Origin of the sequence: Phenylobacterium sp. (assembly GCF_036723115.1) — a bacterium.
GTDB lineage: Bacteria > Pseudomonadota > Alphaproteobacteria > Caulobacterales > Caulobacteraceae > Phenylobacterium.
Genome location: NZ_DAIMHV010000031.1, coordinates 1 through 21687 on the forward strand (window position 1 = coordinate 1; position 21687 = coordinate 21687).

Annotated in this window: 19 protein-coding genes; 9 read left to right on the forward strand and 10 right to left on the reverse strand. The window is 69.0% G+C overall.

Features of this window, described 5'->3' with window-relative positions:
- The coding region (locus tag V7D28_RS05435) for an NAD(P)H-dependent oxidoreductase (protein ID WP_333586348.1) at positions 1-247 on the reverse strand (247 nt) is incomplete at its 3' end.
- Positions 248-376: 129 nt separating this feature from the next.
- Here V7D28_RS05435 and V7D28_RS05440 point away from each other — a divergent pair.
- Together V7D28_RS05440 and V7D28_RS05445 are read left to right on the forward strand one after the other, a co-directional pair.
- Entirely contained in the window at positions 377-1111 is a 735-nt protein-coding gene (locus tag V7D28_RS05440; protein ID WP_333586349.1) for a cytochrome c oxidase assembly protein, read from the forward strand.
- Entirely contained in the window at positions 1108-1782 is a 675-nt protein-coding gene (locus tag V7D28_RS05445) for a cytochrome b (RefSeq protein ID WP_333586350.1), read from the forward strand. The genes V7D28_RS05440 and V7D28_RS05445 overlap by 4 nt, the downstream gene beginning before the upstream one ends.
- On the opposite strand, the gene V7D28_RS05450 is transcribed toward V7D28_RS05445, so the two are convergent.
- Entirely contained in the window at positions 1679-2392 is a 714-nt protein-coding gene (locus tag V7D28_RS05450) for a c-type cytochrome (protein WP_333586366.1), read from the reverse strand. The two genes, V7D28_RS05445 and V7D28_RS05450, sit on opposite strands and share 104 nt — an antisense overlap.
- 42 nt (positions 2393-2434) lie before the next feature.
- Here V7D28_RS05450 and V7D28_RS05455 point away from each other — a divergent pair, with 42 nt between their 5' ends.
- The 5 genes from V7D28_RS05455 (at position 2435) to V7D28_RS05475 (ending at position 7624) form a co-directional block, all read left to right on the forward strand.
- Positions 2435-2836 carry a c-type cytochrome gene (locus V7D28_RS05455; protein WP_333586351.1) on the forward strand — a complete coding sequence of 134 codons (402 nt, stop codon included), beginning with the start codon at positions 2435-2437 and terminating at the stop codon, positions 2834-2836.
- A complete protein-coding gene (locus V7D28_RS05460) occupies positions 2799-3779 on the forward strand; it encodes a c-type cytochrome (protein WP_333586352.1) in 981 nt (326 codons plus the stop codon). The genes V7D28_RS05455 and V7D28_RS05460 overlap by 38 nt, the downstream gene beginning before the upstream one ends.
- Complete coding sequence (locus tag V7D28_RS05465; RefSeq protein ID WP_333586353.1) at positions 3776-6313, forward strand: cbb3-type cytochrome c oxidase subunit I; 2538 nt, start codon at positions 3776-3778, stop codon at positions 6311-6313. Before V7D28_RS05460 ends, V7D28_RS05465 begins: the two co-directional genes overlap by 4 nt.
- A 1-nt stretch (position 6314) precedes the next feature.
- On the forward strand, positions 6315-6614 hold the full coding sequence (locus tag V7D28_RS05470; protein ID WP_333586354.1) for a hypothetical protein: 300 nt from the start codon (positions 6315-6317) through the stop codon (positions 6612-6614).
- A gap of 62 nt (positions 6615-6676) precedes the next feature.
- Positions 6677-7624 carry an iron-containing redox enzyme family protein gene (locus V7D28_RS05475; protein WP_333586355.1) on the forward strand — a complete coding sequence of 316 codons (948 nt, stop codon included), beginning with the start codon at positions 6677-6679 and terminating at the stop codon, positions 7622-7624.
- A gap of 6 nt (positions 7625-7630) precedes the next feature.
- On the opposite strand, the gene V7D28_RS05480 is transcribed toward V7D28_RS05475, so the two are convergent.
- The 5 genes from V7D28_RS05480 to V7D28_RS05500 form a co-directional block, all read right to left on the reverse strand.
- Positions 7631-9106, reverse strand: a complete 1476-nt coding sequence (locus tag V7D28_RS05480) for an amidohydrolase (RefSeq protein ID WP_333586356.1) — start codon at positions 9104-9106, stop codon at positions 7631-7633.
- A 96-nt stretch (positions 9107-9202) separates the two neighbouring features.
- Complete coding sequence (locus tag V7D28_RS05485) at positions 9203-12238, reverse strand: TonB-dependent receptor domain-containing protein (protein WP_333586357.1); 3036 nt, start codon at positions 12236-12238, stop codon at positions 9203-9205.
- Positions 12239-12434: 196 nt separating this feature from the next.
- Positions 12435-14219, reverse strand: coding sequence for an amidohydrolase family protein (locus V7D28_RS05490; RefSeq protein ID WP_333586358.1), 1785 nt, complete (start codon positions 14217-14219; stop codon positions 12435-12437).
- A 115-nt stretch (positions 14220-14334) separates the two neighbouring features.
- Positions 14335-15180, reverse strand: a complete 846-nt coding sequence (locus V7D28_RS05495) for a universal stress protein (protein WP_333586359.1) — start codon at positions 15178-15180, stop codon at positions 14335-14337.
- A gap of 60 nt (positions 15181-15240) precedes the next feature.
- Complete coding sequence (locus V7D28_RS05500; protein WP_333586360.1) at positions 15241-15549, reverse strand: hypothetical protein; 309 nt, start codon at positions 15547-15549, stop codon at positions 15241-15243.
- Between the two features lie 182 nt (positions 15550-15731).
- Between V7D28_RS05500 and V7D28_RS05505 the strand changes: the two genes are divergently transcribed.
- Positions 15732-16379 (forward strand): OmpW/AlkL family protein, encoded by a 648-nt coding sequence (locus V7D28_RS05505; protein ID WP_333586361.1) that lies wholly within the window; start codon positions 15732-15734, stop codon positions 16377-16379.
- Between the two features lie 192 nt (positions 16380-16571).
- Here V7D28_RS05505 and V7D28_RS05510 read toward each other — a convergent pair whose 3' ends face one another.
- The 3 genes from V7D28_RS05510 to V7D28_RS05520 all read right to left on the reverse strand — a co-directional run bounded on the left by V7D28_RS05510 (position 16572) and on the right by V7D28_RS05520 (position 19234).
- Entirely contained in the window at positions 16572-17735 is a 1164-nt protein-coding gene (locus tag V7D28_RS05510; protein WP_333586362.1) for an acetate/propionate family kinase, read from the reverse strand.
- 4 nt (positions 17736-17739) lie between these two features.
- Complete coding sequence (locus V7D28_RS05515; RefSeq protein WP_333586363.1) at positions 17740-18693, reverse strand: bifunctional enoyl-CoA hydratase/phosphate acetyltransferase; 954 nt, start codon at positions 18691-18693, stop codon at positions 17740-17742.
- A gap of 100 nt (positions 18694-18793) precedes the next feature.
- Positions 18794-19234 (reverse strand): hypothetical protein, encoded by a 441-nt coding sequence (locus tag V7D28_RS05520; protein WP_333586364.1) that lies wholly within the window; start codon positions 19232-19234, stop codon positions 18794-18796.
- Positions 19235-19443: 209 nt separating this feature from the next.
- On the opposite strand from V7D28_RS05520, the gene V7D28_RS05525 reads away from it, so the two are divergent.
- The coding region (locus tag V7D28_RS05525) for an acyl-CoA dehydrogenase (RefSeq protein WP_333586365.1) at positions 19444-21687 on the forward strand (2244 nt) is incomplete at its 3' end.

Consider the following 21687-nt stretch of genomic DNA (forward strand, 5'->3'; position numbering starts at 1 on the left):
GATCCAGCCCGTCATAATAGGTGCGGTCGAAGAAGGCCTTCATCTCCCCGGAGACTGTCGCGAGGTTTTCCGGACAGGCGAACACATAGGCCGAAGCCTCGAGCAGATCGGCGGAGACAGCCTCCGTCGCCTCCACCAGCCGGACGGCGACCTCCGCCGCGGCTGTGCGCGCGGCCTCAGCACAAGCCTGAGCCATCTGGCGCGCGCCGCCTGTGCGGGAGTGAAAGACGATCAGCAGGGTCTTCATCACGACACTCTAGCGCAAGGGTCGGCGCTCGCGCGCGCCTTAGCGCCGAAAGCTGCGGAACCGCGCCTGTCGCCTGTGTGTTGTGAAGGTTCGCAGGATATCGCCGCAAGCAACCGCGCAAGGGACGCCATGGCCCAGCCTCAGATCTGGTCGCCCTATTGCGGCATAGCCCCGACGCCTCTGGAGTGGTTGGCTCGCTGGAACCTCGACCCGGTGCTGATCGCCGTCCTGGCGGCAGGCGCCCTGGCGGCCGCTCGCTTGCCCGCGCCGGAGCGGCGCTATGCGTGGGCCGCCGCCGCAGTTCTGGCGGTGCTGTTCGTGTCGCCGCTTTGCGCCCTGAGTTCCGCCCTCTTTTCCGCACGGGTCACCCATCACGTCCTCCTGGTGGGCCTGGCCGCGCCCTTGATCGCCCGAGCCCTGCAGCCCTGGACCGCGCGCCTGCCGGGCGGCCCGCTGGCCTGGACAGCGGTGCATGCGGCGATCTTCTGGTTGTGGCATGCGCCCTCGCCCTATGCCGCGGCGCTATCCAGCGACAGCCTCTACTGGCTGATGCAGCTTTCCCTCCTGGGCGGCGCAGCCGCCTTCTGGACGAGCGTTCAGCGCGCCGCGGCCCCCCTTGCCATCGGCGCCCTGTTCATCTCCATGGTGCTCATGGGCCTGCTCGGCGCGCTGATCACCTTCGCCGGCGCCCCCCTGTTCGGGCCCCATCTGGCGACCACCGAACCCTGGGGCCTGACGGGCCTGGAGGACCAGCAGCTGGCCGGCCTGATCATGTGGGCCCCGGCCAGCGGAATCTATCTGGCTGCCGCGCTGGCCCGCATGGCGCGCCTGATCGGACCCGACGCGGAGCCCGCCCGCCCATGAGCCTCGTCAAGCGCCTGCGCCAGTGGGCGCACGGCCACACCCGTCAGCGGCGCTATTCCCCCGTGGGCCAGACCTTTCACTGGACCATGGCGGCGCTGGTGGTGTTTCAGCTCTGGTGGGGCTGGCGGATGGGCCGCCTGCCAGTGGGCGGCGAAAAGCTGGAGGCCTATCAGTTGCACAGCCAGGTCGGCGCGGTGCTGCTGGTGCTGATCCTGATGCGCGGCGCCTGGCGTCTGATGGTGCCGGGACCGAAGAACGACGCCGACAAGCCCGGCTGGCAGAGGACGGCGGCCCACGCCACCCACTACGCCTTCTACGCCATCCTGCTCATCCTGCCCCTGACCGGATGGGCCATGTGGTCGGCCATGGCCGCCGAGCAGCCAATCGAACTCGCCGGCGTGGTGACCTGGCCGCTTCTGCCGCTGCACGACCTGCCCAGCGAGGTTCGCTGGCGCATCATGGATGTCGGCCGCACCATACACCTTGGCCTGGCCATCCTGCTGATCTTCCTGATCTTTGGCCATGTGGGCGCGGCGCTGAAGCACCACTTCTGGAACCGCGACGACGCTACGGCGGCGATGGTGCCGTTCCTCGATCCCCCGGAGAACCCGCGAGAACCGTCATATACGCCCCCAGATCAGCCATCTCCGCAGGGGTCAGCCGCTGGCTGACCAGCAGCATGGTGCGGCCGGAATCGTTCTGACGCCGTCCGTCGCGCCAGCGCACCAGCTGTTCGGCCAGATAGGCCGCGGGCTGCCCATGAACAGGGGGATTGCCCGGCCCGACGCCCTGCCCCGCCTCACCATGGCAGGCCGCGCAGGCCGGCAGGCCTCGCTCCGGCGCGCCCTGGTGATAGAGCTGCGCGGCGGAGGCGGAACCCTCCACCGCAGAGCCGGACATCGGCGTCTGTGGCGCCGGCAGGGCGGCGTAATAGTCGGCCACCCGGACACGCGCCTCCATGGAGAGGCCCCGCGCCACCGGTCCCATCACCGCATCGGCCCGGCGGCCGTCCGCATAGTCCTGCATCTGCTTGAGCAGATAGCCCTGGGACAGCCCCGCGAGCCTGGGCGTCATGGCGCCGTCGCCCTCCCCGGCCAGGCCATGGCAGGTGATGCAGGCGTTGATCACCCCGCGATCACCGCCGCCGAGCGCGATGACTTCTCCGGTGGCGGTGAAGGGGTCGTCCCGGCCAGGCGAATTCGGGCTGCAGGCGCTCACCACCAGGGCGCAGATCGCCGCCAGCGGAAGCTTCAGGTTTGGCGATCGCCCCGAACATTCCATCGCCAAGCGGAACCACATGGCGCGCTGAAGGTTCCAGACGGGATGGGGGAGATCAGCAACCCGCAAAGACGAGGCCTGCGCCATTGGTTGGCCGCGGTCTTCTGCCTCGGGCTTGGCGCCTGCGGGGGCGGCGCGCCCGAGCGTCAGCCGGCCGCCGGCGCTGATCCGGCGCGGGGGCTTGTCCTGGTCCAGCAGGTCGGCTGCGGCGCATGCCATATCATTCCCGGCGTCACCTGGCCCCGCGGCCGCGTGGGCCCCTCCCTCGAAGGTTTCGCCGCCCGCAGCCTGATCGCCGGCAAACTGCCCAACCAGCCCGAGCCCCTGGCCGAGTTCGTTCGCGACGCCACCGCTTTTTCCCCCCAGGGCGGCATGCCGCCCATGCCCCTGACCGAGACCGAAGCCCGCGATGTCGCAGCCTATCTCCTCACGCTCCAGCCTCGGTGAGGTCCTGGCCGGCTGGCCGCCGCCGGTGCTGGACCCCGCCGGACCCTATGCCGGCCAGATCGTGGTGCTGGCCTGGGCGCTGGCGATCATGTTCGTGGTGGTCTTCGCCGTGGTCCTGGCGGCCATAGCCGTGGCCCTGTTCGGCGATCCGAAACTGAAGGCCAGGCTGGGGGGCGAGCGCCTGGTCTGGATCGGCGGCATCGCCTTTCCAGTCGTTGTCCTCACCGGTCTTCTGGTGTGGGCTCTGATCCTCACGGCCAGCCTGACGGAGCCCATTCGCGGGGACGAACGCCGCATCCGGGTGACTGGCGAGATGTGGTGGTGGCGGGTGGTCTATCTGGACGCTGAGGGCCGCCCCGTCGCCCAGGACGCCAATGAGATTCACATCCCCGTCGGCGAGCCCGTGGTCTTCGAGCTGACCTCGGCCGACGTGATCCACAGCTTCTGGGTGCCCCGCCTGTCGGGAAAGCTCGACATGATCCCCGGGCGGATCAACCTGATGCGCGTTCAGGCCGACGCGCCCGGCGTCTATGGCGGCCAGTGCGCGGAGTATTGCGGCGGCCCCCATGCGTTGATGGGTCTGGCGGTGGTCGCCCATGAACCGGCCGACTTCCAGGCCCGGTTGGCGCGGCTGGCCGAGCCCGCCGCCCCGCCCGCTGCCCCCCGCGCCGCCCGCGGGGCCGAGATTTTCGACGCCGTGGGCTGCGGCGCCTGCCACACCATCGCCGGAACCGAGGCCAATGGCCGGGCCGGCCCTGACCTGACCCATGTGGGGGCGCGCCGCACCCTGGGCGGGGGAATCCTGCCCAACAACCACGGCGCCCTGGCCGGCTGGATTTCCGATAGCCAGACCATCAAGCCCGGCAACCGCATGCCCCCCTATCGCCAGCTGTCGGGCGCCGAACTCACCGATCTGTCGGCCTATATGGCGAGCCTCAGATGAGCCGCGAGACGGGCTTCGACCCGCGGCTGCTGGAGCGTTTTCCCGACCCCGCGCCCCGGCCGGAGGGCGAGGCGGAAGAACTGGAGCGCATGTGGGCCCGCCCGCCGGGGTGGACCGGCTGGTTCCGGGTGGTGAACAACAACTATATCGGCCCCTACTACATCGGCGCGGCCCTGCTCTTCTTCATCCTGGCGGGAATCCTCGCCCTGGTGATGCGGGTGCAGCTCGCCGCCCCCATGGCCGAAATCCTGCCGCCGGAGACCTACAACCAGTTCTTCACCATGCACGGGACGATGATGATGTTCCTCTTCGCCGTCCCGGCGGTGGAGGCCATCGCCGTCCTTCTGCTGCCTCAGATTCTCGGGGCGCGGGACCTGCCGTTTCCCCGCCTGTCGGCCTACGCCTTCTGGGCGTATCTGGCCGGCGGGCTGTTCTTCTTCTCGTCGCTGTTCTTCGGCCTGGCCCCGGACGGGGGCTGGTTCATGTATCCGCCCCTCACCAGCAAGGCCTTCTCACCGGGTCTGAACGCCGACTTCTGGCTGCTGGGCATCGGCTTCATCGAGATCTCCGCCATCGCCGGCGCCATCGAGATCCTGGTGGGGGTCATGAAGACCCGGCCGCCGGGCATGACCCTGGGGCGCATGCCCATCATCGCCTGGGCCCTGCTGGTCTTTGCGGTGATGATCCTGATCGCCTTCCCGGCCATCATCCTGGGCACCCTGCTCCTGGAGCTGGAGCGGGCGGTGAACTGGCCCTTCTTCGACCCCACCCGAGGCGGGGACCCGATGCTGTGGCAGCATCTGTTCTGGTTCTTCGGCCACCCAGAGGTCTACATCATCTTCCTGCCTGCGGCGGGCATGATGTCGATGATCATCCCCACCGTGGTGCGCGCGCCCCTGGTGGGCTACCGCCTGGTGGTCCTGGCCATTCTGGCGACGGGCTTCATCAGCTTCGGCGTCTGGGCCCACCACATGTTCACCACGGGCATGCCGCCCTTGTCGGTGAGCTTCTTCTCGGCCGCCAGCATGGCGGTGAGCGTACCGGCCGGCGTGCAGGTCTTCGCCTGGATCGCCACGGCGGGCTCGGGGAAATTCCGCTTCAACACGCCGGGCCTGTTCACGCTTGGCTCGCTGATCATCTTCACCATGGGCGGCCTGACAGGGGTGATGGTCGGCCTGGCGCCCTTCGACTGGCAGGCTCACGACACCTATTTCATCGTCGCCCACCTGCACTATGTGCTCATTGGCGGCATGGTGTTTCCGCTCTTTGCGGGCCTCTACTACTGGATTCCCCTGGTCAGCCGCCGCGCTCTGTCGGAGCGCCTGGGCAAGTGGGTCTTCTGGCTGATCTTCGCCGGGATGCACGTGGCCTTCCTGCCCATGCACCTGACCGGCCTGATGGGCATGCCGCGGCGGGTCTACACCTATCTGCCCGGGCGGGGGTGGGAGCTTCTGAACCTCATCTCCACGGTGGGCGCCTTCATCCTGGCGGCCGGCGTGGCCCTCTTCCTGTGGGATCTGGCGCGGAACTTCCGCCTGAGCATCAGCAACTCTCGCGGGGACGTCTATGGGGGCGGCACGCTGGAATGGCTGCCGTCTGGCCGGTTTGGCCTGCGCAGCATCCCGGTGGTCAAGAGCCGCTATCCCCTTTGGGATGATCCGGACCTGGGCCGTGACGTGGCCGCCGGGCGCTATCTGATGGCCGCCAACAGCACCGGACGGCGCGAAACCCTGGTCACTAGCCCCCTCAACGCCGAGCCGCACTACGTCCAGACCCTGCCTGGACCCACAGCCTGGCCTCTGGGGGCCGCCCTGTTCACGGCCGGCTTCTTCGCCCTTCTTACGGTTCAGGCCTATGGGCTCAGCCTCGTCTCCGCCGCTCTCGCCGTGCTGGCCGTGCTGCGCTGGCTTTGGGACATCGATATCCGGCCCAAGGTGGAGACCGCCCAAATCGGCGCCGGCCTGACCGCGCCCACCTATGTCACCGGCCCTGGCAGTCATGGCTGGTGGGCGATGTTCAGCGTCCTGGTGGTGGCCGGGATGATCGGGTCGCTGGCCCTGTTCAGCTACGTCTTCCTCTGGAGCCGCAATCCTGGCCTGTGGATCGCCCCGGCCGGGGGCCTGGCGCCTCTGCTGCTGCTCTGCGGCGCGGCCGGCGCCCTGGCGCTCGCGGCCCCGCGGTTGATCCGGCGCACAGACGCCTGGGCCGGAGCCGCGGCCACCGCCGCCATCGCGACCTCCATCCTCGCCCTGCTGACGGCCGCAGGCCTCGACATGGGCGCCTGGAGAAGCGTGGGCCTCGACCCCGTCGCCTCCAGCCAGGGGGCCACGGTGTTCGCCCTGATCAGCTTCCAGCTGGCCCTGGGCGGTTTCGGCCTGGTGATGGCGTGCTTCTGCGTGGCGCGCCTCGTGGCCAAGCGGTTCGACCACCGCACGCCCAGCACCGCCGACCTGGTGTGCATCTTCCTGGGCTATCTGGCGGTCCAGGGCGCGGGCTTCGCCCTGGTTCCCCGCCTCTTCCCCGGAGCTTTCTGAGATGGCGGCCTGGGTTTTCCTGCTGGGCGGGCTGAGCGTCTGGGGGACGCACTTCCTGGGGGTCTATGGGATCGCCAGCATCTTCGCCCTGGACGGCCCGGCCGCCCGCCCCGCCTCCACGGCCTGGATCGCAGGCCTCACCGCCCTATGCCTGCTGGCCAACGGCCTGCTGGCCGCGGTCCTCGTCCGGCCGGCCGCCGATCCGGAGGATCACTGGCGTCGCGCGGTGGGGCTTCTGGGCGTCGGATTCTCGACATTGGCCGTGGTCTGGCAGGCCCTTCCGGCCCTTTTTCTGGGCTGAAGCACGACCTTAGGAACCCTGTGCGACGAGGCGCCTTAATGCCGGGCACAGGAGATCAATTCATGGCCACCATCCATGGTCTGGCGCTCGACAGCGCCCCCGCCGCCGGCTTTTCCGACCCCGACAGCCTTCATCGCGGCCTCGCCCGCTGGAACCACACCCGCCTGTCGCCCACCACCCCGCGGGTGGACTGGCGGCTGCAGCTTCGCCGCGATGAGAAGATGCTGCTGCGCGAGGGTGAGTTCATCGAGGCGTTCCGCGCCCGCATCGCCGATCAGGTGGCGCAGGTTCCGCTGGATCCGGAAGGCTTCATCGCCTGGTTCGAAGAGCTCAAGGCCAGTGGGCCCGGCCAGTGGGACCCCCTGTTCGACTGGCTGGCCACGGAGGCCGACCTGGACCAGATGCGCTGGTTCCTGACCCAGGAAGCCGCCGGCGAGGCGGGCTTTGACGACCTGGTGGCCATGACCCAGGTCAAGCTGCCGGCCCGCCCCAAGCTGGAACTGGCCCGCAACTATTGGGACGAGATGGGCCGCGGGAACATGGGCGGCATGCACGGCCCCATGCTCGACATGACGGTGGCCGGCCTGGAACTGACCCCCACCATCGAGAGCACGCTCTGGCAGTCCCTGGCGTTGGCCAACACCATGACCGCCTTCGCCACCACCCGGCGATACGCCTTCCATTCGGTGGGCGCGCTGGGCGTGGTCGAGCTGACCGCCCCTACCCGCGTGGCGTCGGTGGCCGCGGGCCTCAAGCGCCTGGGACTGGCGCCCAAGCTGCGCAAGTATTTTGATCTCCACGCCGTGCTCGATGTGGAGCATTCCAAGGCCTGGAACGCCGAGGCCCTGGTTCCCCTGGCCGAAACCATGCCCGAAGTGCTCCCGGCCATCGCCGAGGGCGCATTGATGCGGCTGCTCTGCGGTCAGCGGTGCTTCGAGGCCTACCGCGCGGTGCTGTGGGCCGAGGCCGAGGTGCGTCAGCCCGCGCCGCTGCTGCGGCAGGCGGGCTGAGACGGTCTATTCGCCGCCCTTCGCGGACTTGCGATAGTCCAGCGGCGGCGCACGGTCTCCCACCATGGCCTGATAGGTGAAGTCCTCACCCCGCCTTGTGGTCAGCTCGGCCTGAGCGGCGGCCACGAGGTCGGGCTCAGTCAGCAGGCGCGCCCCGGCCAGGGCCAGTGTCTTGGCCGCCACCACCGCGCCCTTCGCGCCGATGGAGGTTCCCCCGGCGGCCACCGCCTGCCAGCTGTGGGCCGGCGTTCCGGGCACCCAGGTCGCAGCCACCATGCCAGCGGTGGGCGTCACCCAGCTGACATCGGCCACGTCGGTGGAACCACCGCCCCCGCCGCCGACGGAATAGGCGCCGATATCGCTGACCGGGGCAGGCTTGCGGCCACTGGGCAGCTGTGCGGTCATGGCCTGGGCGAAGGCGATCTCGTTGGCGTCCCATTCCGGAGGACCGACCTCGCGCAGCGCCTGGTCCATCACCTGGCCCAGGGTGTCGTTGACCAGCATGTTGTAGACCCCGCCGGTCTGCTCGAAGCTGCCAGTGGTCTCGGTGGCCAGGGCGGCGCCTTCGGCGGCCTTCTGCATGCGGGCGAAGACGTCGCGCACCACCCGCGGATCGGCGTGGCGGACATAGTAATAGACCTCGGCCTTGTCCGGCACGACATTGGGGGCGTCGCCCCCGTCGGTGATCGCATAGTGGATGCGCGTGCCGTCGGGCACATGCTCGCGCATATAGTTCATCGCCACATTCATGATCTCCACCCCGTCCAGGGCCGAACGGCCCCGGAAAGGTGCGGCCGCGGCGTGGGCCGAGGCGCCGGCGAAGCGGAACTTGCCGGAGATATTGGCCAGGGAGACGGTCTGGGCCGCATTGTTGCTGTCGCTGGGGTGCCAGTGCAGCGTCGCGTCCACGTCGGCGAACAGGCCCTCGCGGACCATATAGACCTTGCCCGACCCGCCCTCTTCGGCGGGCGTCCCATAGACGCGGATCTCGCCGGGGACATTGTTGGCCTTCATCCAGGCGGCCAGGCTCTGGGCGGCGGCCACAGACGCCGCGCCGAAAAGATGGTGGCCGCAGGCATGGCCGGCGATCTGGTCAAGGATGGGCGCGCGCACGGGCCGCGCCTCCTGGGCGAGTCCCGGCAGGGCGTCGAACTCCGCCAGGATGGCGATGACCGGCCCCTCGCCGGTCTTGAAGCTGGCCACGAAGGCGGTGGGCATGCCGGCCACGCCCGGCTCGACCTTGAAGCCCGCCTTGCGCAGTTCCGACTGCAGCAGGGCCGAGCTCTTCGTCTCCTGATAGCCCACCTCGGCATAGCCCCAGATGGTCTGGGCGACCTGCGCCATGCGCGGCGCGCCCTTGTCCACGGCCCTGATCAGGGCGGCCTTGTCCTGGGCGGTGATTTCGGCGGCGGCTGAGCCGGCCAGCGCCCAACCCAGGCTGGCGGCGCCCAGCAGCAGCGACTTCAGAGGAAACGGACGCATGGGCGACTCCACTTCAGAATTGGGGGCTCCGGCTCGAAGGCGCCCCGGAGCCAGGCGCAATGTCCGGGCGGACCAGAAGGTCCGCCCGGCGCAGGGTCAGAAGCTCTTGCGAACGCTCACGTACCAGTAGCGGCCGTAGGGCGTATAGAGTTCTGCCAGATAGCCATCCGCGGCAAGAGGCGGCTTCTCGTCGGTGATGTTGCGCACCCCCACCCGCAGGCGGGTGTCGGCCGCCAGGCCCTCGGAGAAGTCATACTGACCGTAGAGATTGCCGGTGATCTGGCTGTCCACGATCCAGGGGCTGCCATTGGCGTCCACCAGGTCGAAGTCCTGCACGTCGCCCACATACTGGGTGAAGGCGCCCAGGGTGAACTGCTCGTAGCGCCAGGTGGCCGAGGCCGACCACTTCCACTCCGGCCGGCCGCCGTCGCGAACAAGGTCGCCGCCGCCGCCGATGTTGAAGCCCGCATTGATCTGGCCGGCGGCCTGGGCGTCCAGCAGGGTCTGGATGTCGTCCGAAGGCTGGCGATAGAACTTCAGGAGGTGCGCCGCATTGGCGCTGACCGAGAAGTCGCCATAGCGGGTTCCACGCAGGCTCCAGGTGGCGCCGAAGTCGATGCCGCGAGCTTCCTGCGGCAGCAGGTTGCGGTACTGGTCGGTGACGTAGAGAACCTGTCCCACAGGATCGAGGCCGGTTCCCGCGAAGGCGGCGATGTCGTCCGGCGTCGGCGCGGCGCGGACCACGGCCGGATTGGTCGAGCCCTGGACCCGCATCAGATAGTCCAGGGTCAGGGCGTTGCCCTCGCCGAACAGGCCGACGATGCCTTGCTGCTTCACGCGCCAGTAGTCGACGGTGAAGACGAAGTTCCCCACGCCCGGGGGCAGGAACTGCGGTTCGAACACCGCGCCCACCGCCCAGGTTTCCGACTCCTCCGGGCGCAGGTCGGGGTTGCCCGCCCGGCGCGCCGTGGTGCTGCCCGAACGCGAGCAGGCCGAGAAGCTGGTGATCCGGCCCGCCCGCAGGTCGGCTTCACAGCGCACATAGTCCGTGCGGGTGTTGGAGCGCGTCACCAGGGTGGCGTTCACCTGCTCCAGATTGGGCGCCTTGAAGCCCTGGGCCCAGGAGCCCCGCAGCCGCACGCCGTCGATGACGTCCCAGGCGAAGGCCGCCTTGGGCTTGGCCACCGAGCCTGCGTCGCTGAAGTCCTCGTAGCGGCCGGCCAGCTGCATCTCGAAGGACTGCATCAGCGGGATGTTCATGTCCGGCGAGACCACCGGGACCAGGAATTCCAGGAAGGCGGAATTGACCGTCCGCGATCCCTTGGTGTCGGGCGACGGGCTGGTGCCGATCAGATCGCCCACATAGGCCTGGCCGGTGACGGAGTCGGTGAAGTTGATCGTGCCGTCCACCCGGGCGTCGCGATCATCCTTCTGGGTCTCGCGACGGAATTCCAGGCCCGCGGCCATGCCCACATCCCCGCCCGGCAGGGCGAAGAGGTCGGGGCGCGAGACCTTGAAGTCCGCCAGCGCGAGCGAGCTGGTGTTGCGCCGGATGGTCTTGACCTTGATGGCGTCAATGGCCGCCTGGCTGCTGCGCTTGTCGTCGGCCAGGCTGGGATTGGCCAGATTGGCGCCGCCGAAGGGGTTGTAGGCGTCAGGGGTCGACAGGGAGAGCTGGCGTTGCAGCAGGGTGGCGCTGATGCCGTCGGAGACGTCCTCCACCTCGGCCTTGGAGTAGAGCAGCGCGCCTTCCCAGTTGAAGCCGAACCGCTGGCCGCGCAGGCCCACCAAGCCCCGCCACTGGCTGTTCTCCACGTCCACCTGGTTGGCGCCGACGTCCGAGAAGTTGTAGGTGCGCAGGGTCACGTTGCGCCCCGCAGCGGGGGCGTCGATCCCCGGCAGGCGGTTCGGGTTGACCGCCCCGTTGGCGAAGGTCACCGGGCCGAACGGGTTGTAGTAGCTCGCCGCCGGAATGGTGATCGGCAGGGCTGCAAGGGTGCCGGTGGACGATTGGATGGCGCGGGTGGTGGCCGTGTAATAGCCCAGCTCGCCAAAGGCCGTCACATCGTCAGTAAGGTCATAGTTGCCGGTGAGGAACAGGTTGATCCGCTCCACCTCGGGGATGACCGTGGTGTCATAGGCCGCGGGCGCGTCGAAGCGCAGATTGCGGTCGACCCCGCTGGTGGCGATCGCCCCGTCATCGATGCAGTAGCCGCCGCCGACGCTGGCCGCGCAGCCGGGATTGGTCTCGGGCTGGTAATGGAAGAAGCCCGCGGTAGAGGTCACCAAGGCGCCGTTGCGGCGCACCACCCCGTCCGCCTGGAAATAGCCCCACGGCGTCACCGTGCTGCGGCCGTCCAGCGAGGCCGCGCCCTCGAAGCGCGTGCCGACGAACAGCGGCGTGCGATCGGCCGAGGCGGTATAGGCCTGGTCCGAGGCGTTCAGCGCGCTCCGGTCGGTGTAACTGGCGAACAGGGTCAGGTTGCCCCGGTCGAAATTGTGCCCGAACAGGCCTGACAGGTCGGTCTGGCGCAGGCCCGTGCCCTCGGCGCCGCCATACTGGGCCTCAAGCGTCACCCCGTGGTAGTCGGTGCGCAGGACGGTGTTGACCACGCCAGCCACCGCGTCGGAGCCGTAGAGGGCCGCCGCCCCGTCGCGCAGCACTTCCAGGCGCTGCAGGCCGTTCACCGGAATGGCGTTGGTGTTGTAGGTCAGCACCGGCACCAGGTTTTCGTCCGCCCGGCTGGTGGGGTGGGTGACCACCCGGCGACCGTTCAGCAGCACCAGGGTGTTGCCGACCCCGAGATTGCGAAGATTGACCGAGCCCACATCGCCGCGGGCGCTGTTGCTGGAATTGGGCAGATAGGCCGAGTTGAAGCTGACATCGCCCATCTGCGGGATGGACCGGAAAAGTTCGTCGCCCGAGGCCGCGGCCACCGCCTGCAGCTCTTCCTGGCCCAGCACCGTCACAGGAACCGCGTCGGTGATCCGCGCGCCCTGAATCTGGGAGCCGACGACGACGATCTCCTGGACCATCGAATCATCGGCCTGGGCCAGCGCCGAGCCGACGCCCACCAGTCCGAGCATGGATGTGCCGAGAAGGGCGCGACGGCCCCAGGATTTGAAAGTCATCATTTTCCCCTCAGTGTATTCGGGCGATCAGCGTTCGCTGTAATCAGCCCTCTGCGCTCCCGCAGATATGAGCCCGAGCAGGTGTAGCGCCGTTATTCTCCACAAGGCGCCACCAATTCGTCACACTGAACAAGAAAATGGCGCCGGAAGACCATGCTTCCGGCGCCGCCGAGGTTTGGATTACAGAGGTCGTTGATCAGAAGAATTCGACGTCGTCGATCTCCAGCCACAGCAGTTCTCCCGGCGCCCGGCCGCCTCCGAACTCGATCTCAAGCAGCTCGGTGGGTTCAAAGCCGGCGCTGGGGCTGCGCCACCCCGGGATGGGAGCCAGATCGGCGAAGGCCACCCTCACCTCGCTCCATTCCTGTCCGGCGAGGACCGGCTTGACCCACCAGCCGGCGACGGTGCGGACCATCACCAGATATTCGCCGCCGTCGCCCCGGCCGCGGAAGCTCAGGCCCTGGAAGGCGCTGGCGTCCACAGGCTCAACCGAGCCTCGGCTGAGCGGGAGGATGACCCCGGCATGGGGACTCTCCTTGATGGACATCCGGGCGGCCAGGCGCAGGGCATGGCCGCCGCCCACCTCCGGCGCCACCAGGCTGACCAGGGTGCTGCGATCAACGCCGCCGTCGGTGTCCTGGACCCGCAGGGTGTCCAGCCGCGTGCGGCCCGGCGCCCCTTCGAAGTCGTCGATCAGCTTCTGCGCCGGGAGGGCCGGCATGGTCATGACGCTGTTGGCCGGCGGCAGGGCCACGCCCGGACCGACCACCTCGCGACCGTCGATGAAGACGCGCTCGACCTTGCGCGTGTCAGAGATGTCCCGCCAGGGCGCGCCATCGATCAGCACCAGGTCGGCCCGCATGCCCGGGGCGATGGTCCCGCGATCCTTTTCCAGCCCCATGGCCAGCGCGCTGTGGGCGGTTCCGGCCATGAGCGCCTGACGGGGCGTCAGTCCCGCCTGCACCAGGAGCTCCATCTCCCGCAGGGTGGAGACCCCGTGCGGCGTTCCGGGCATCCCCGCATCTGTGCCCAGCGCCACCAGGACGCCAGCATCATGGAGCGCCTTCACATTCTGCAGGGCGTAGTCGAACTTGGCGCGCTGCTGGCGGGCGCGGGGGCTGTCGGGATCGCTGGGCGGCGCCTGGCCAGGCTTCACCGGCTCGTAGACCGCCAGGGTCGGGGCATAGGCGACGCCGGCGGCCTTGAGCATGGCCACCGTCTCGGGATCGATGGGGCGGTCCTGCAGGCTGTGGACGATGATGTCGACCTTGGCCTGGGCCGCTTCGCGACCGCGGGCGACGGTGACCGTGTGGGTGACCACCTTCAGCCCGGCCTTGTGCGCCTCGTCCACCAGGGCCGACAGGGTGCCCACATCCATGCTGGTGTTGTCGGCCGACAGCCCATAACGCCAGCCGTCCACGAAGGCTTTGATGAGGTCGGGCTGGTAGGGCAGCAGGTCCCGCACCGCCTTGCGGGCGGCGTCTGGGGAATTGACCCATTTGGTGGTGGCGGTGTCGGCCCAGTCGGCCCCATGCCCCCCAGGCGTGCTCATCCGCGCCGTGAGGTTCACATGCGGGGTCGCCAGCTGCGATTCCCAGCGCCTGCGCGGCTCGAAGGCCTCCGGCGGCTGGTGGAAGTCGTTCACCGTGGTCACGCCGGCCTGCACATAGGCCGTGGCGATGGCCGGGGCTGCGGCGGGCTGGCCGTTGGGCGTCCAGTGCGTGTGAACGTCAAAGAACCCCGGCAGCAGGGCCTTGCCGGCGGCGTCGATCGTGCGCGCGTCGGCGGGAATGGCGATCCCCTGCCCCACCGCCAGGATGCGGCCGTCCCGCACCACGACGTCAGCGGTCCGCGGCTCGGCGCCCGTGGCGTCGAAAACCGTGGCGCCGCGAATGGCCAGAGTCTCCGCCGCCGAGGGGCCTGCGGCCAGTCCCAGCAGGGCGGCGCCGGCGACGCCGCTTAGAAAACAACGAAATATCAAGATGATCGCCCCGTCACTCAAGGTCCGCCGATCGCGCGGTTGGCGACCGGCTTAGACCAGGGAGCGAGGGAGATAAAGGCGCGACGCCAGCCGCGCCCCGCCCGTCCCTTGGCGCCTAATGGGCCAGCAGAACCGGCGCCGGCGGCGCCTCCAGCACGCTCCGCGTGGCCCCGCCCAGGATGAACTGGCGGGCGCGGGAATGACCGAAAGCCCCCATGACCAGCAGGTCCACCTGCTGGCGGGCGCACACATGCTCCAGCACCGAGCCGATGGTTGCGCCGGCCGCATCGAAGCTCAGCTTGCTGGCCGATACGCCGTGCCGGGCCAGGTGACGGACGAGATCTTCGCCCTGCTCTTCGCTGACGCCCGCCTTTTCGTTGAGGATGCTGAGGATGGTGACGCTCTTCGCGGCCTTCAGCACGGGCATGGCGGCCATCACCGCCCGGGCGGCGGGCGCGCTGCCGTCCCAGGCCACCATGACGTTCTCCAGCCCGGACGGCGGGCCGGCGCCGTCGGCGCGGAACAGCAGGGCCGGCCGACCAGACGAGAACAACAGCGCCTCGGCCACCGACAGATGCGCGCCGGCCTCGCCCGCCACCGGCAGCAGGGTGAGGTCCCGGGTGCGGGCCAGGCGGGCGGTGACCTCGCCGATCTCGAAGAGTTCGCAGGCCGGATGGACGGCCGTGGAAGCGCCCCCCCCAGCCTCGACAGCGGCGGCGAAGCGGGCCGCCAGGTGGTCGGCGTTCTGACGGGCGCGGGCCTCCTCGGACCTGGCCAGATCGTCGAGCTTCAGGGCGAAGCTCGCCAGCCGCGCGCCCTTCAGCGGGATGCGCACATGGGGCGAGATCGCCGTTCCGCCTCCGCCCAGGGCCACGGCCAGGGCCGCGACCTTGTCCACCGCAGCGTCCGGCAGGGCGTCGGGATAGGTTTCCAGGTGAACGAGGAGGTCAGGATAGATCATTTGGCGTCCGAAATCGGAGGGATGGGGAAAAGATGGCGCGGCGCCCGAAGGCGCGCGCGCTCAGTCCTTTCGGCGTCGCTCGGCCACCAGAAGACTGATGAGCAGGGCCGCGGCGGTCAAGGCGGCGCCGGCCGAAACGATGGGATGGTCCTTGACCTCCTTGACCGCCTTCTCGGCCGCTTCCTTGGCGGGCTTGCCGGCCTTTTCGGCGAGGGTGTCGGCCGCGCGTTTGACGGCCTGGGCCGCATTGGCGATCGCCTCCTCGGTCTCTTCGGTCAGGGTTTCGGCCGCCGCGCGCAGGGCCTTGGCCACGTCTTCCAGCGTGTGGTCGATATCCTGGCGGATATCCTTCGAGATCGATTTCGACATGAGCGCCTCCTGGGTCGTCGATGAGGCCACTCAACCCCTGCGCGACGCTCTGCGCCTTGACCCGCGTCAAACAGCCACGCACCCATGGCCAAGCTTGAATTGCGCCAGATCAAGGAAACCCGCCCCGGGCGGGCTCATCCCCATCACGCGGCTCGCAGCCGCCAATCACGGGGATAGTGAAAATGAAAACCGCAGTCGCCCTCTTCGCCGCAGGTCTCGCCCTGGGAACGGCCGGGATCGCCCAGGCTCAGGACTTCGAGCCCAAGGCGGCCGGCGTGAAGATGATCAACCTGCGCGTCACCAGCGTGGATCCGGAGGCCGGGAACCCGATCACCACCACGGGCGGCGCGGCCACCGGCCTGAGGGCTGAGGTCAACCAGGACGTCATGCCGACCCTGGGCCTGACCTACTTCTTCACCGACAACATCGCCATCGAGGCGATCGCTGGCACCACCCAGCATCAGGTCAAGGCCAAGGGGACCGGCGTCAATCTGGACGTCCACAAGACCTGGGTCCTGCCGCCGGTGGTCTCCCTGCAGTACCACTTCGCGCCGGCCGGCAAGGTCAGCCCCTATGTGGGCGCCGGGATCAACTACATGATCTTCTACAACGGCAAGGATCAGAACGGCTTCAAGCTGGATATCGATGACGGCTTCGGCCTGGCCCTGCAGGCCGGGGTGGACATCGCCACCGTCGGTCCCTGGAGCGCCAATGTGGACGTCAAGAAGGTGTTCTTCGAAACCGACGCGACCGACACCAAGAACGGGCTGAAGACCAAGGTCGAGCTGGACCCCTGGGTCATCTCCGCGGGCGTCGGCTACAAGTTCTAGAGCGCGGTCCGACAAGTGGGAACCGGTTATCGGATCGAAGCGCGCTCAAGTCTTTGAGTTTAGAGCCTGATTCAACGATCAGACGGTTCCGTCTGATCGCATCAGGCTCTAAGAGCGCGTTCCTGCGCAAAAGATAGAGGCCGGGCGAAGCGTACTCGCCCGGCCTTTTTCCTGGCCGATCCCCTTAGGGCCTCAGTCCTCACCGACCATGTCCAAAGCCGCCCGGGCGATCACCAGCTGTTCGTCCGTGGGCCAGACCAGAAGCTCAACGGCGCTGGCCGCCGTGCTGATGATCTCGGCGCCGGACAGGTTGGCGGCGGAGTCCAGCTCCGCCCCCAGCCAGGCGCAGCCTCGGGCGATCCGGGCGCGAATTTCCGAAGCATTCTCTCCGATGCCGGCCGTGAAGACGAGCTTGTCCAGCCCCCCCAACTCGGCCGCAAGGCCGCCGATCTCGCGCACGATCCGGCCGACGAACAGGTCCACGGCTTCGGCGGCGAAGGGGCTCTGGCTGGCCAGCAGGCGGCGGATGTCGCCGCTCTCGCCCGAAACCCCCAGCAGGCCGGAGCGGCGGTAGAGCAGGTCGCTCAGGGCCTGGGCGTCCATCCCGTGGCGCTCCATCAGATAGAGCAGGACCCCCGGGTCAATGGAGCCCGATCGGGTGGCCATGGGCGGGCCGTCCAGGGCGGAGAAGCCCATGGTGGTGGCCTGGCTCATTCCCCGGCGCAGGGCGCAGAGCGAGGCCCCGCTGCCCAGATGGGCCACGATCACCCGCCCGCCAGCCTCCGGTCCAAAGGTCTCACCCAGGCGACCGGCCATGTAGTCATAGGACAGACCGTGGAAGCCGTAGGCGATCACCCCTTCGTCGATAAGCGGGCGCGGCAGGGCGTAGAGCCGCGACAGGCGCGGCTGGGTCGCGTGGAAGGCCGTGTCGAACACGCCCACCTGCACGGCCTCGGGAAAGGCCCGGCTGGCCGCGCGCACGGCGGCGAGATTGGCGGGCTGGTGCAAGGGCGCCAGGGGGACCAGGGCCTCCAGCGCCGCCAGGGCGGCGGAGTCGAGCACGGCCGGCGCCACGAAGTCACGTCCGCCATGGACGATGCGATGCCCCACGGCCCGGGGGGACGGTCGCCCCGCGGCGGTGAGCCAGGCCAAGAGGCCCTCCAGCGGGTCGCCCCCCCGTCCGGACCAGTCCTCAACGCTTTCGGCCTGCCCGGGCGCGCGGGCGCTCAGGCGGGCGGCGTCCGGCAGGCCGCCGATCTGGCCGCCCAGGCGCAACTCCGGTTCGCCCTGGGGGTCAGACTCGTAGATGGCGAACTTCAGGCTCGAGGAGCCGGCGTTCAGGACGAGGATCTCCATGGGATCAACGGGCAGGCTTCAGCCGGCCGGCCTGGGCCACCAGCAGCGCCACCGCGCAGGAGGCCAGCCGCGAGAGCACCCCGTCGGAGCGGCTGGTGAGCATGATCGGCGCCTGGGCGCCCATGACGATCCCCGCCGACTGGGCCCGGGCGAGATAGAAGAGCTGCTTGGCCAGCATGTTGCCGGACTCGATATCGGGCACCAGCAGGATGTCGGCGTCCCCGGCCACATCGGAGACGATATGCTTGGCCTCCGCCGCCTCGCGGGAGATGGCGTTGTCGAAGGCCAGGGGACCGTCCAGAGCGCCGCCGACGATCTGACCGCGATCGGCCATCTTGCAGAGGGCCGCGGCGTCCAGAGTGGCGGTCATCTTGGGATTGACCGTCTCCACCGCCGCCAGGATCGCCACCTTGGGCCGTTCCACACCCATGGCGCGGGCGCAGTCGATGGCGTTCTGGACGATGTCGCGCTTGGTCGCCAGGTCCGGAGCGATGTTGATGGCCGCATCGGTCACCAGCAGGGGCTTGGGATAGGTGGGCACGTCGATGATGAAGACATGGCTCATCCGCCGCTCGGTCCGAAGGCCAAGGGCGGGATGGATCACAGCCTCCAGCAGTTCGTCGGTGTGAAGCGCGCCCTTCATGATCGCCGCGGCCGCCCCCGAACGCACCAGGGCGCAGGCCTCGGCCGCCGCCGCATGGCTGTGAGGCGTATCGCGCAGCTCCAGGCCGGAGATATCCAGGTCCACGGCTTTGGCGGCCGCGTGAATCTTCGCCGCAGGCCCCACCAGGACAGGGGCGATCAGACCCGCCTGGGCCGCCTCCAGCGCCCCGGCCAGGGACAGGCCGTCCACCGGATGGACCACGGCGGTGCGCACCGGGGCCGGAGCGCGGGCCAGCCCCAGAAGGCGCTCAAGCTGGGAGCCCGGCGGGGCCTTCCAGTCGGTGACGTCGGACATGGGCTTCCTTCCTTCGGCGCCGTCCCGGGGCGGACGAGGTCGAAGCTGGCATGGCCCGCCGGCGCCATCCAGTCCGTAGCAATCCTAGATGGACCCAGCCCTAGCCTAGGTCGTCCTGACCATAGCCCAGATCATCGATCTGGCGCTCGCTGAGGCGCGACGACTCCAGCCGGGCCGGGTCGGCGCGATCGGTGTCCGGAGCGCCGGCCATGTCGCGACGGACCAGCGGGACCTCATCCTCTGAGCCCATCGGCGCGGCGGTTTCGGTGGGCGCCCGAGCGTCAGGGTCCTGGCTGGCGGTGAGGCCGTCCCGCTCGTCCTCGACCAGGGCCAGCAGTTCGTCGGGATCGAGGTCCTCGGCGAAGGCCGCGGCGTCGTCATCGGCGTCGCCCAGGGCTGTGGTCTCATCCCGGACGTCGGGAAGCTCTTCGAATGTGCGCATTTCCGCAGGCGGAATGTCATCTCCTGAGCCGATGACATTGTCTTCATCCAGGATTTCAGCCTGGTCCTGCTCTTCCATCTCGAATGGTTGGGTGGCCATGGGGCGTCCTCGCAAGGGGTGTTCCGGCCGGAGCCGGCCTGGTTGGGAAAACCGTTCGACCATCCGTCCCGTTCAAGCGTGGCCGCAAATATTCCGGATAGGTCACGCATTCCTTGGACGGGCTCGCCCCAGCTCACGCCGATTTTGGCGAACGAAGCTGGCCAGCGCGCGTTCGCCTCCTGCACCGCTATCGCAGAAGGAGACGCCACATGGCCGGGAACGCCCTGCGCCGCGACATCGTCACGCGGCCCATCTATCACCTGGCCAAGGGAGTCCTGCCGGAGATGTCGGCCACCGAGGCCGAAGCCATCGCCGCCGGCGACGTGTGGTGGGACGCCGATCTGTTTTCCGGCGATCCGGACTGGGCCAAGTTCCACGACATTCCGCCCGCCCGGCTGACCGAGGCCGAACAGGCCTTCATCGACGGCCCCGTCGAGCAGTTCTGCGCCATGCTCGACGACTGGAAGATCACCTGGGAAGACCGCGACCTGCCGCCGGAGGCCTGGGACTTCATCAAGCGCGAGCGCTTCTTTGGCATGATCATCCCGGAAGCCTATGGCGGCCTGGGATTCAGCCCCTACGCCCACTCCGAAGTGGTGCGGAAGATCGCCACCCGTTCGGTGGCCGCCTCCGTGACCGTGATGGTCCCAAACTCGCTGGGCCCCGGCGAGCTGTTGCTGCAGTTCGGGACCGACGAGCAGAAGTCCCACTGGCTGCCGCGTCTGGCCGACGGACGTGAGATCCCCGCCTTCGGGCTCACCAGCGCCGAGGCCGGCTCCGACGCCGCGGCCATGACCGACACCGGCGTGATCTGCGAGGGTGAATATGAGGGCCGGAAGGTCCTGGGCATGAAACTGAACTGGGCCAAGCGGTACATCACGCTCGGCCCCGTCTGCACGGTCCTGGGCCTCGCCGTGAAGCTGCAGGACCCCGACCGCCTGCTGGGCGGCGAGGAAGATCTGGGCATCACCGTCGTGCTGGTCCCCGCCGACACCAAGGGCGTCGAGATCGGCCGCCGTCACCTGCCCTCCATGCAGGCCTTCCAGAACGGGCCGAACTCGGGGACGGACGTCTTCCTGCCTCTGGACGCCGTGCTGGGCGGGCGCGAGCAGATCGGCAAGGGATGGATGATGCTGAACGCCGCTCTGGCGGCGGGCCGCGGCATCTCCCTGCCCTCGCTCTCGGCCGCCGGGACGGCCATGGCGGCGCGCACCACCGGCGCCTATGCCCGTATTCGCACCCAGTTCCGCATTCCCGTGGGTGAGTTTGAGGGCGTGCAGGAGCGCCTGGCCCGCATCGCGGCCAACGCCTATCTGCTGGACGCCGCCCGCCGCTTCACCTGCGCGGGCCTCGCGCTGGGCCACCATCCGTCGGTGGTCTCGGCCATCATGAAGAACAGCGCCACCGAGCGCATGCGCATCGCGGCCAATGACGCCATGGACGTCCATGCCGGCAAGGCGGTGATCGACGGCCCCAAAAACTACCTGGGCAACTTCTATCGGTCCGTTCCCGTGGGCATCACGGTGGAAGGGGCCAACATCCTCACCCGCAGCCTGATCGTCTTCGGCCAGGGCGCCATCCGCGCCCACCCCTTCATCCTGAAGGAAATGGAGGCCTTGGCCGACGAGGACACCAAGCGGGGTCTGGAGGCTTTCGACGTGGCGGTCTGGGCCCATGCGGGCCACATCCTGCGCACGGCCAGGAACGCCTTCGTCCGCGCCTGGAGCGACGGGCGACTTGGCCCGGCGCCGGAGGCGGGCCCCACCCGCAAATACTATCGCCGGCTCAGCCGCTATGCCGCGGCCTTCGCCCTGGCCTCGGACGGGGCGCTCCTGTCCATGGGCGGTTCGCTGAAGCGCAAGGAGATGCTGTCGGGCCGCTTCGGCGACATCCTTTCGGAACTCTATCTGCTCAGCGCCGTCCTGAAGCGGTGGGAGGAAGAGGGCCGCCAGGAGGCCGACCTTCCGCTGGTGGACTATCTGATGGCCGAGGGTTTCCTGACCATCGAACAGAGGCTGCAGGAGATTCTGGACAACTTCCCCAGCCGGCCGGTGGCCTGGCTGATGCAGATCTTCGTCCTGCCCTTCGGCGTGGTCCGCCGGGGGCCCAGCGACCGGGTCCGGCGGGCCTGCGCGCGAATCCTGCTAGAGCCTTCGGCCGCCCGGGATCGCCTCACCGAGGGGGTCTATCTTGGCCAGGGGAACGAGGCGGTGGCCCAGCTCGAGCACGCCCTGGACCTGGTCATCCGCACAGAGCCCATCCGCGACCAGCTGAAGTCCCTGAAGGTCCGCGATCCAAAGGCCGCCCTGGACAAGGGCGCCCTCAGCCTGTCGGACTATGAGGCCCTGAAGGCGGCCGAGGCCGCCGTGCAGGCGGTGGTGGCCGTGGATGATTTCGCCCCGGAAGAGCTCGCCGAGGCCCACAGCGGCAGGCGGCGCGACGAGGTCCCGGCC

Excerpts from the sequence above, each read along its gene's own strand:
- V7D28_RS05440 (WP_333586349.1), top strand. The coding sequence starts at position 377 with ATGGCCCAGCCTCAGATCTGGTCGCCCTATTGCGGCATAGCCCCGACG.
- V7D28_RS05445 (WP_333586350.1), top strand. The coding sequence starts at position 1,108 with ATGAGCCTCGTCAAGCGCCTGCGCCAGTGGGCGCACGGCCACACCCGT.
- V7D28_RS05450 (WP_333586366.1), bottom strand. The coding sequence starts at position 2,392 with ATGGAATGTTCGGGGCGATCGCCAAACCTGAAGCTTCCGCTGGCGGCG.
- V7D28_RS05455 (WP_333586351.1), top strand. The coding sequence starts at position 2,435 with ATGGGGGAGATCAGCAACCCGCAAAGACGAGGCCTGCGCCATTGGTTG.
- V7D28_RS05460 (WP_333586352.1), top strand. The coding sequence starts at position 2,799 with ATGTCGCAGCCTATCTCCTCACGCTCCAGCCTCGGTGAGGTCCTGGCC.
- V7D28_RS05465 (WP_333586353.1), top strand. The coding sequence starts at position 3,776 with ATGAGCCGCGAGACGGGCTTCGACCCGCGGCTGCTGGAGCGTTTTCCC.
- V7D28_RS05470 (WP_333586354.1), top strand. The coding sequence starts at position 6,315 with ATGGCGGCCTGGGTTTTCCTGCTGGGCGGGCTGAGCGTCTGGGGGACG.
- V7D28_RS05475 (WP_333586355.1), top strand. The coding sequence starts at position 6,677 with ATGGCCACCATCCATGGTCTGGCGCTCGACAGCGCCCCCGCCGCCGGC.
- V7D28_RS05480 (WP_333586356.1), bottom strand. The coding sequence starts at position 9,106 with ATGCGTCCGTTTCCTCTGAAGTCGCTGCTGCTGGGCGCCGCCAGCCTG.
- V7D28_RS05485 (WP_333586357.1), bottom strand. The coding sequence starts at position 12,238 with ATGACTTTCAAATCCTGGGGCCGTCGCGCCCTTCTCGGCACATCCATG.
- V7D28_RS05495 (WP_333586359.1), bottom strand. The coding sequence starts at position 15,180 with ATGATCTATCCTGACCTCCTCGTTCACCTGGAAACCTATCCCGACGCC.
- V7D28_RS05500 (WP_333586360.1), bottom strand. The coding sequence starts at position 15,549 with ATGTCGAAATCGATCTCGAAGGATATCCGCCAGGATATCGACCACACG.
- V7D28_RS05505 (WP_333586361.1), top strand. The coding sequence starts at position 15,732 with ATGAAAACCGCAGTCGCCCTCTTCGCCGCAGGTCTCGCCCTGGGAACG.
- V7D28_RS05510 (WP_333586362.1), bottom strand. The coding sequence starts at position 17,735 with ATGGAGATCCTCGTCCTGAACGCCGGCTCCTCGAGCCTGAAGTTCGCC.
- V7D28_RS05515 (WP_333586363.1), bottom strand. The coding sequence starts at position 18,693 with ATGTCCGACGTCACCGACTGGAAGGCCCCGCCGGGCTCCCAGCTTGAG.
- V7D28_RS05520 (WP_333586364.1), bottom strand. The coding sequence starts at position 19,234 with ATGGCCACCCAACCATTCGAGATGGAAGAGCAGGACCAGGCTGAAATC.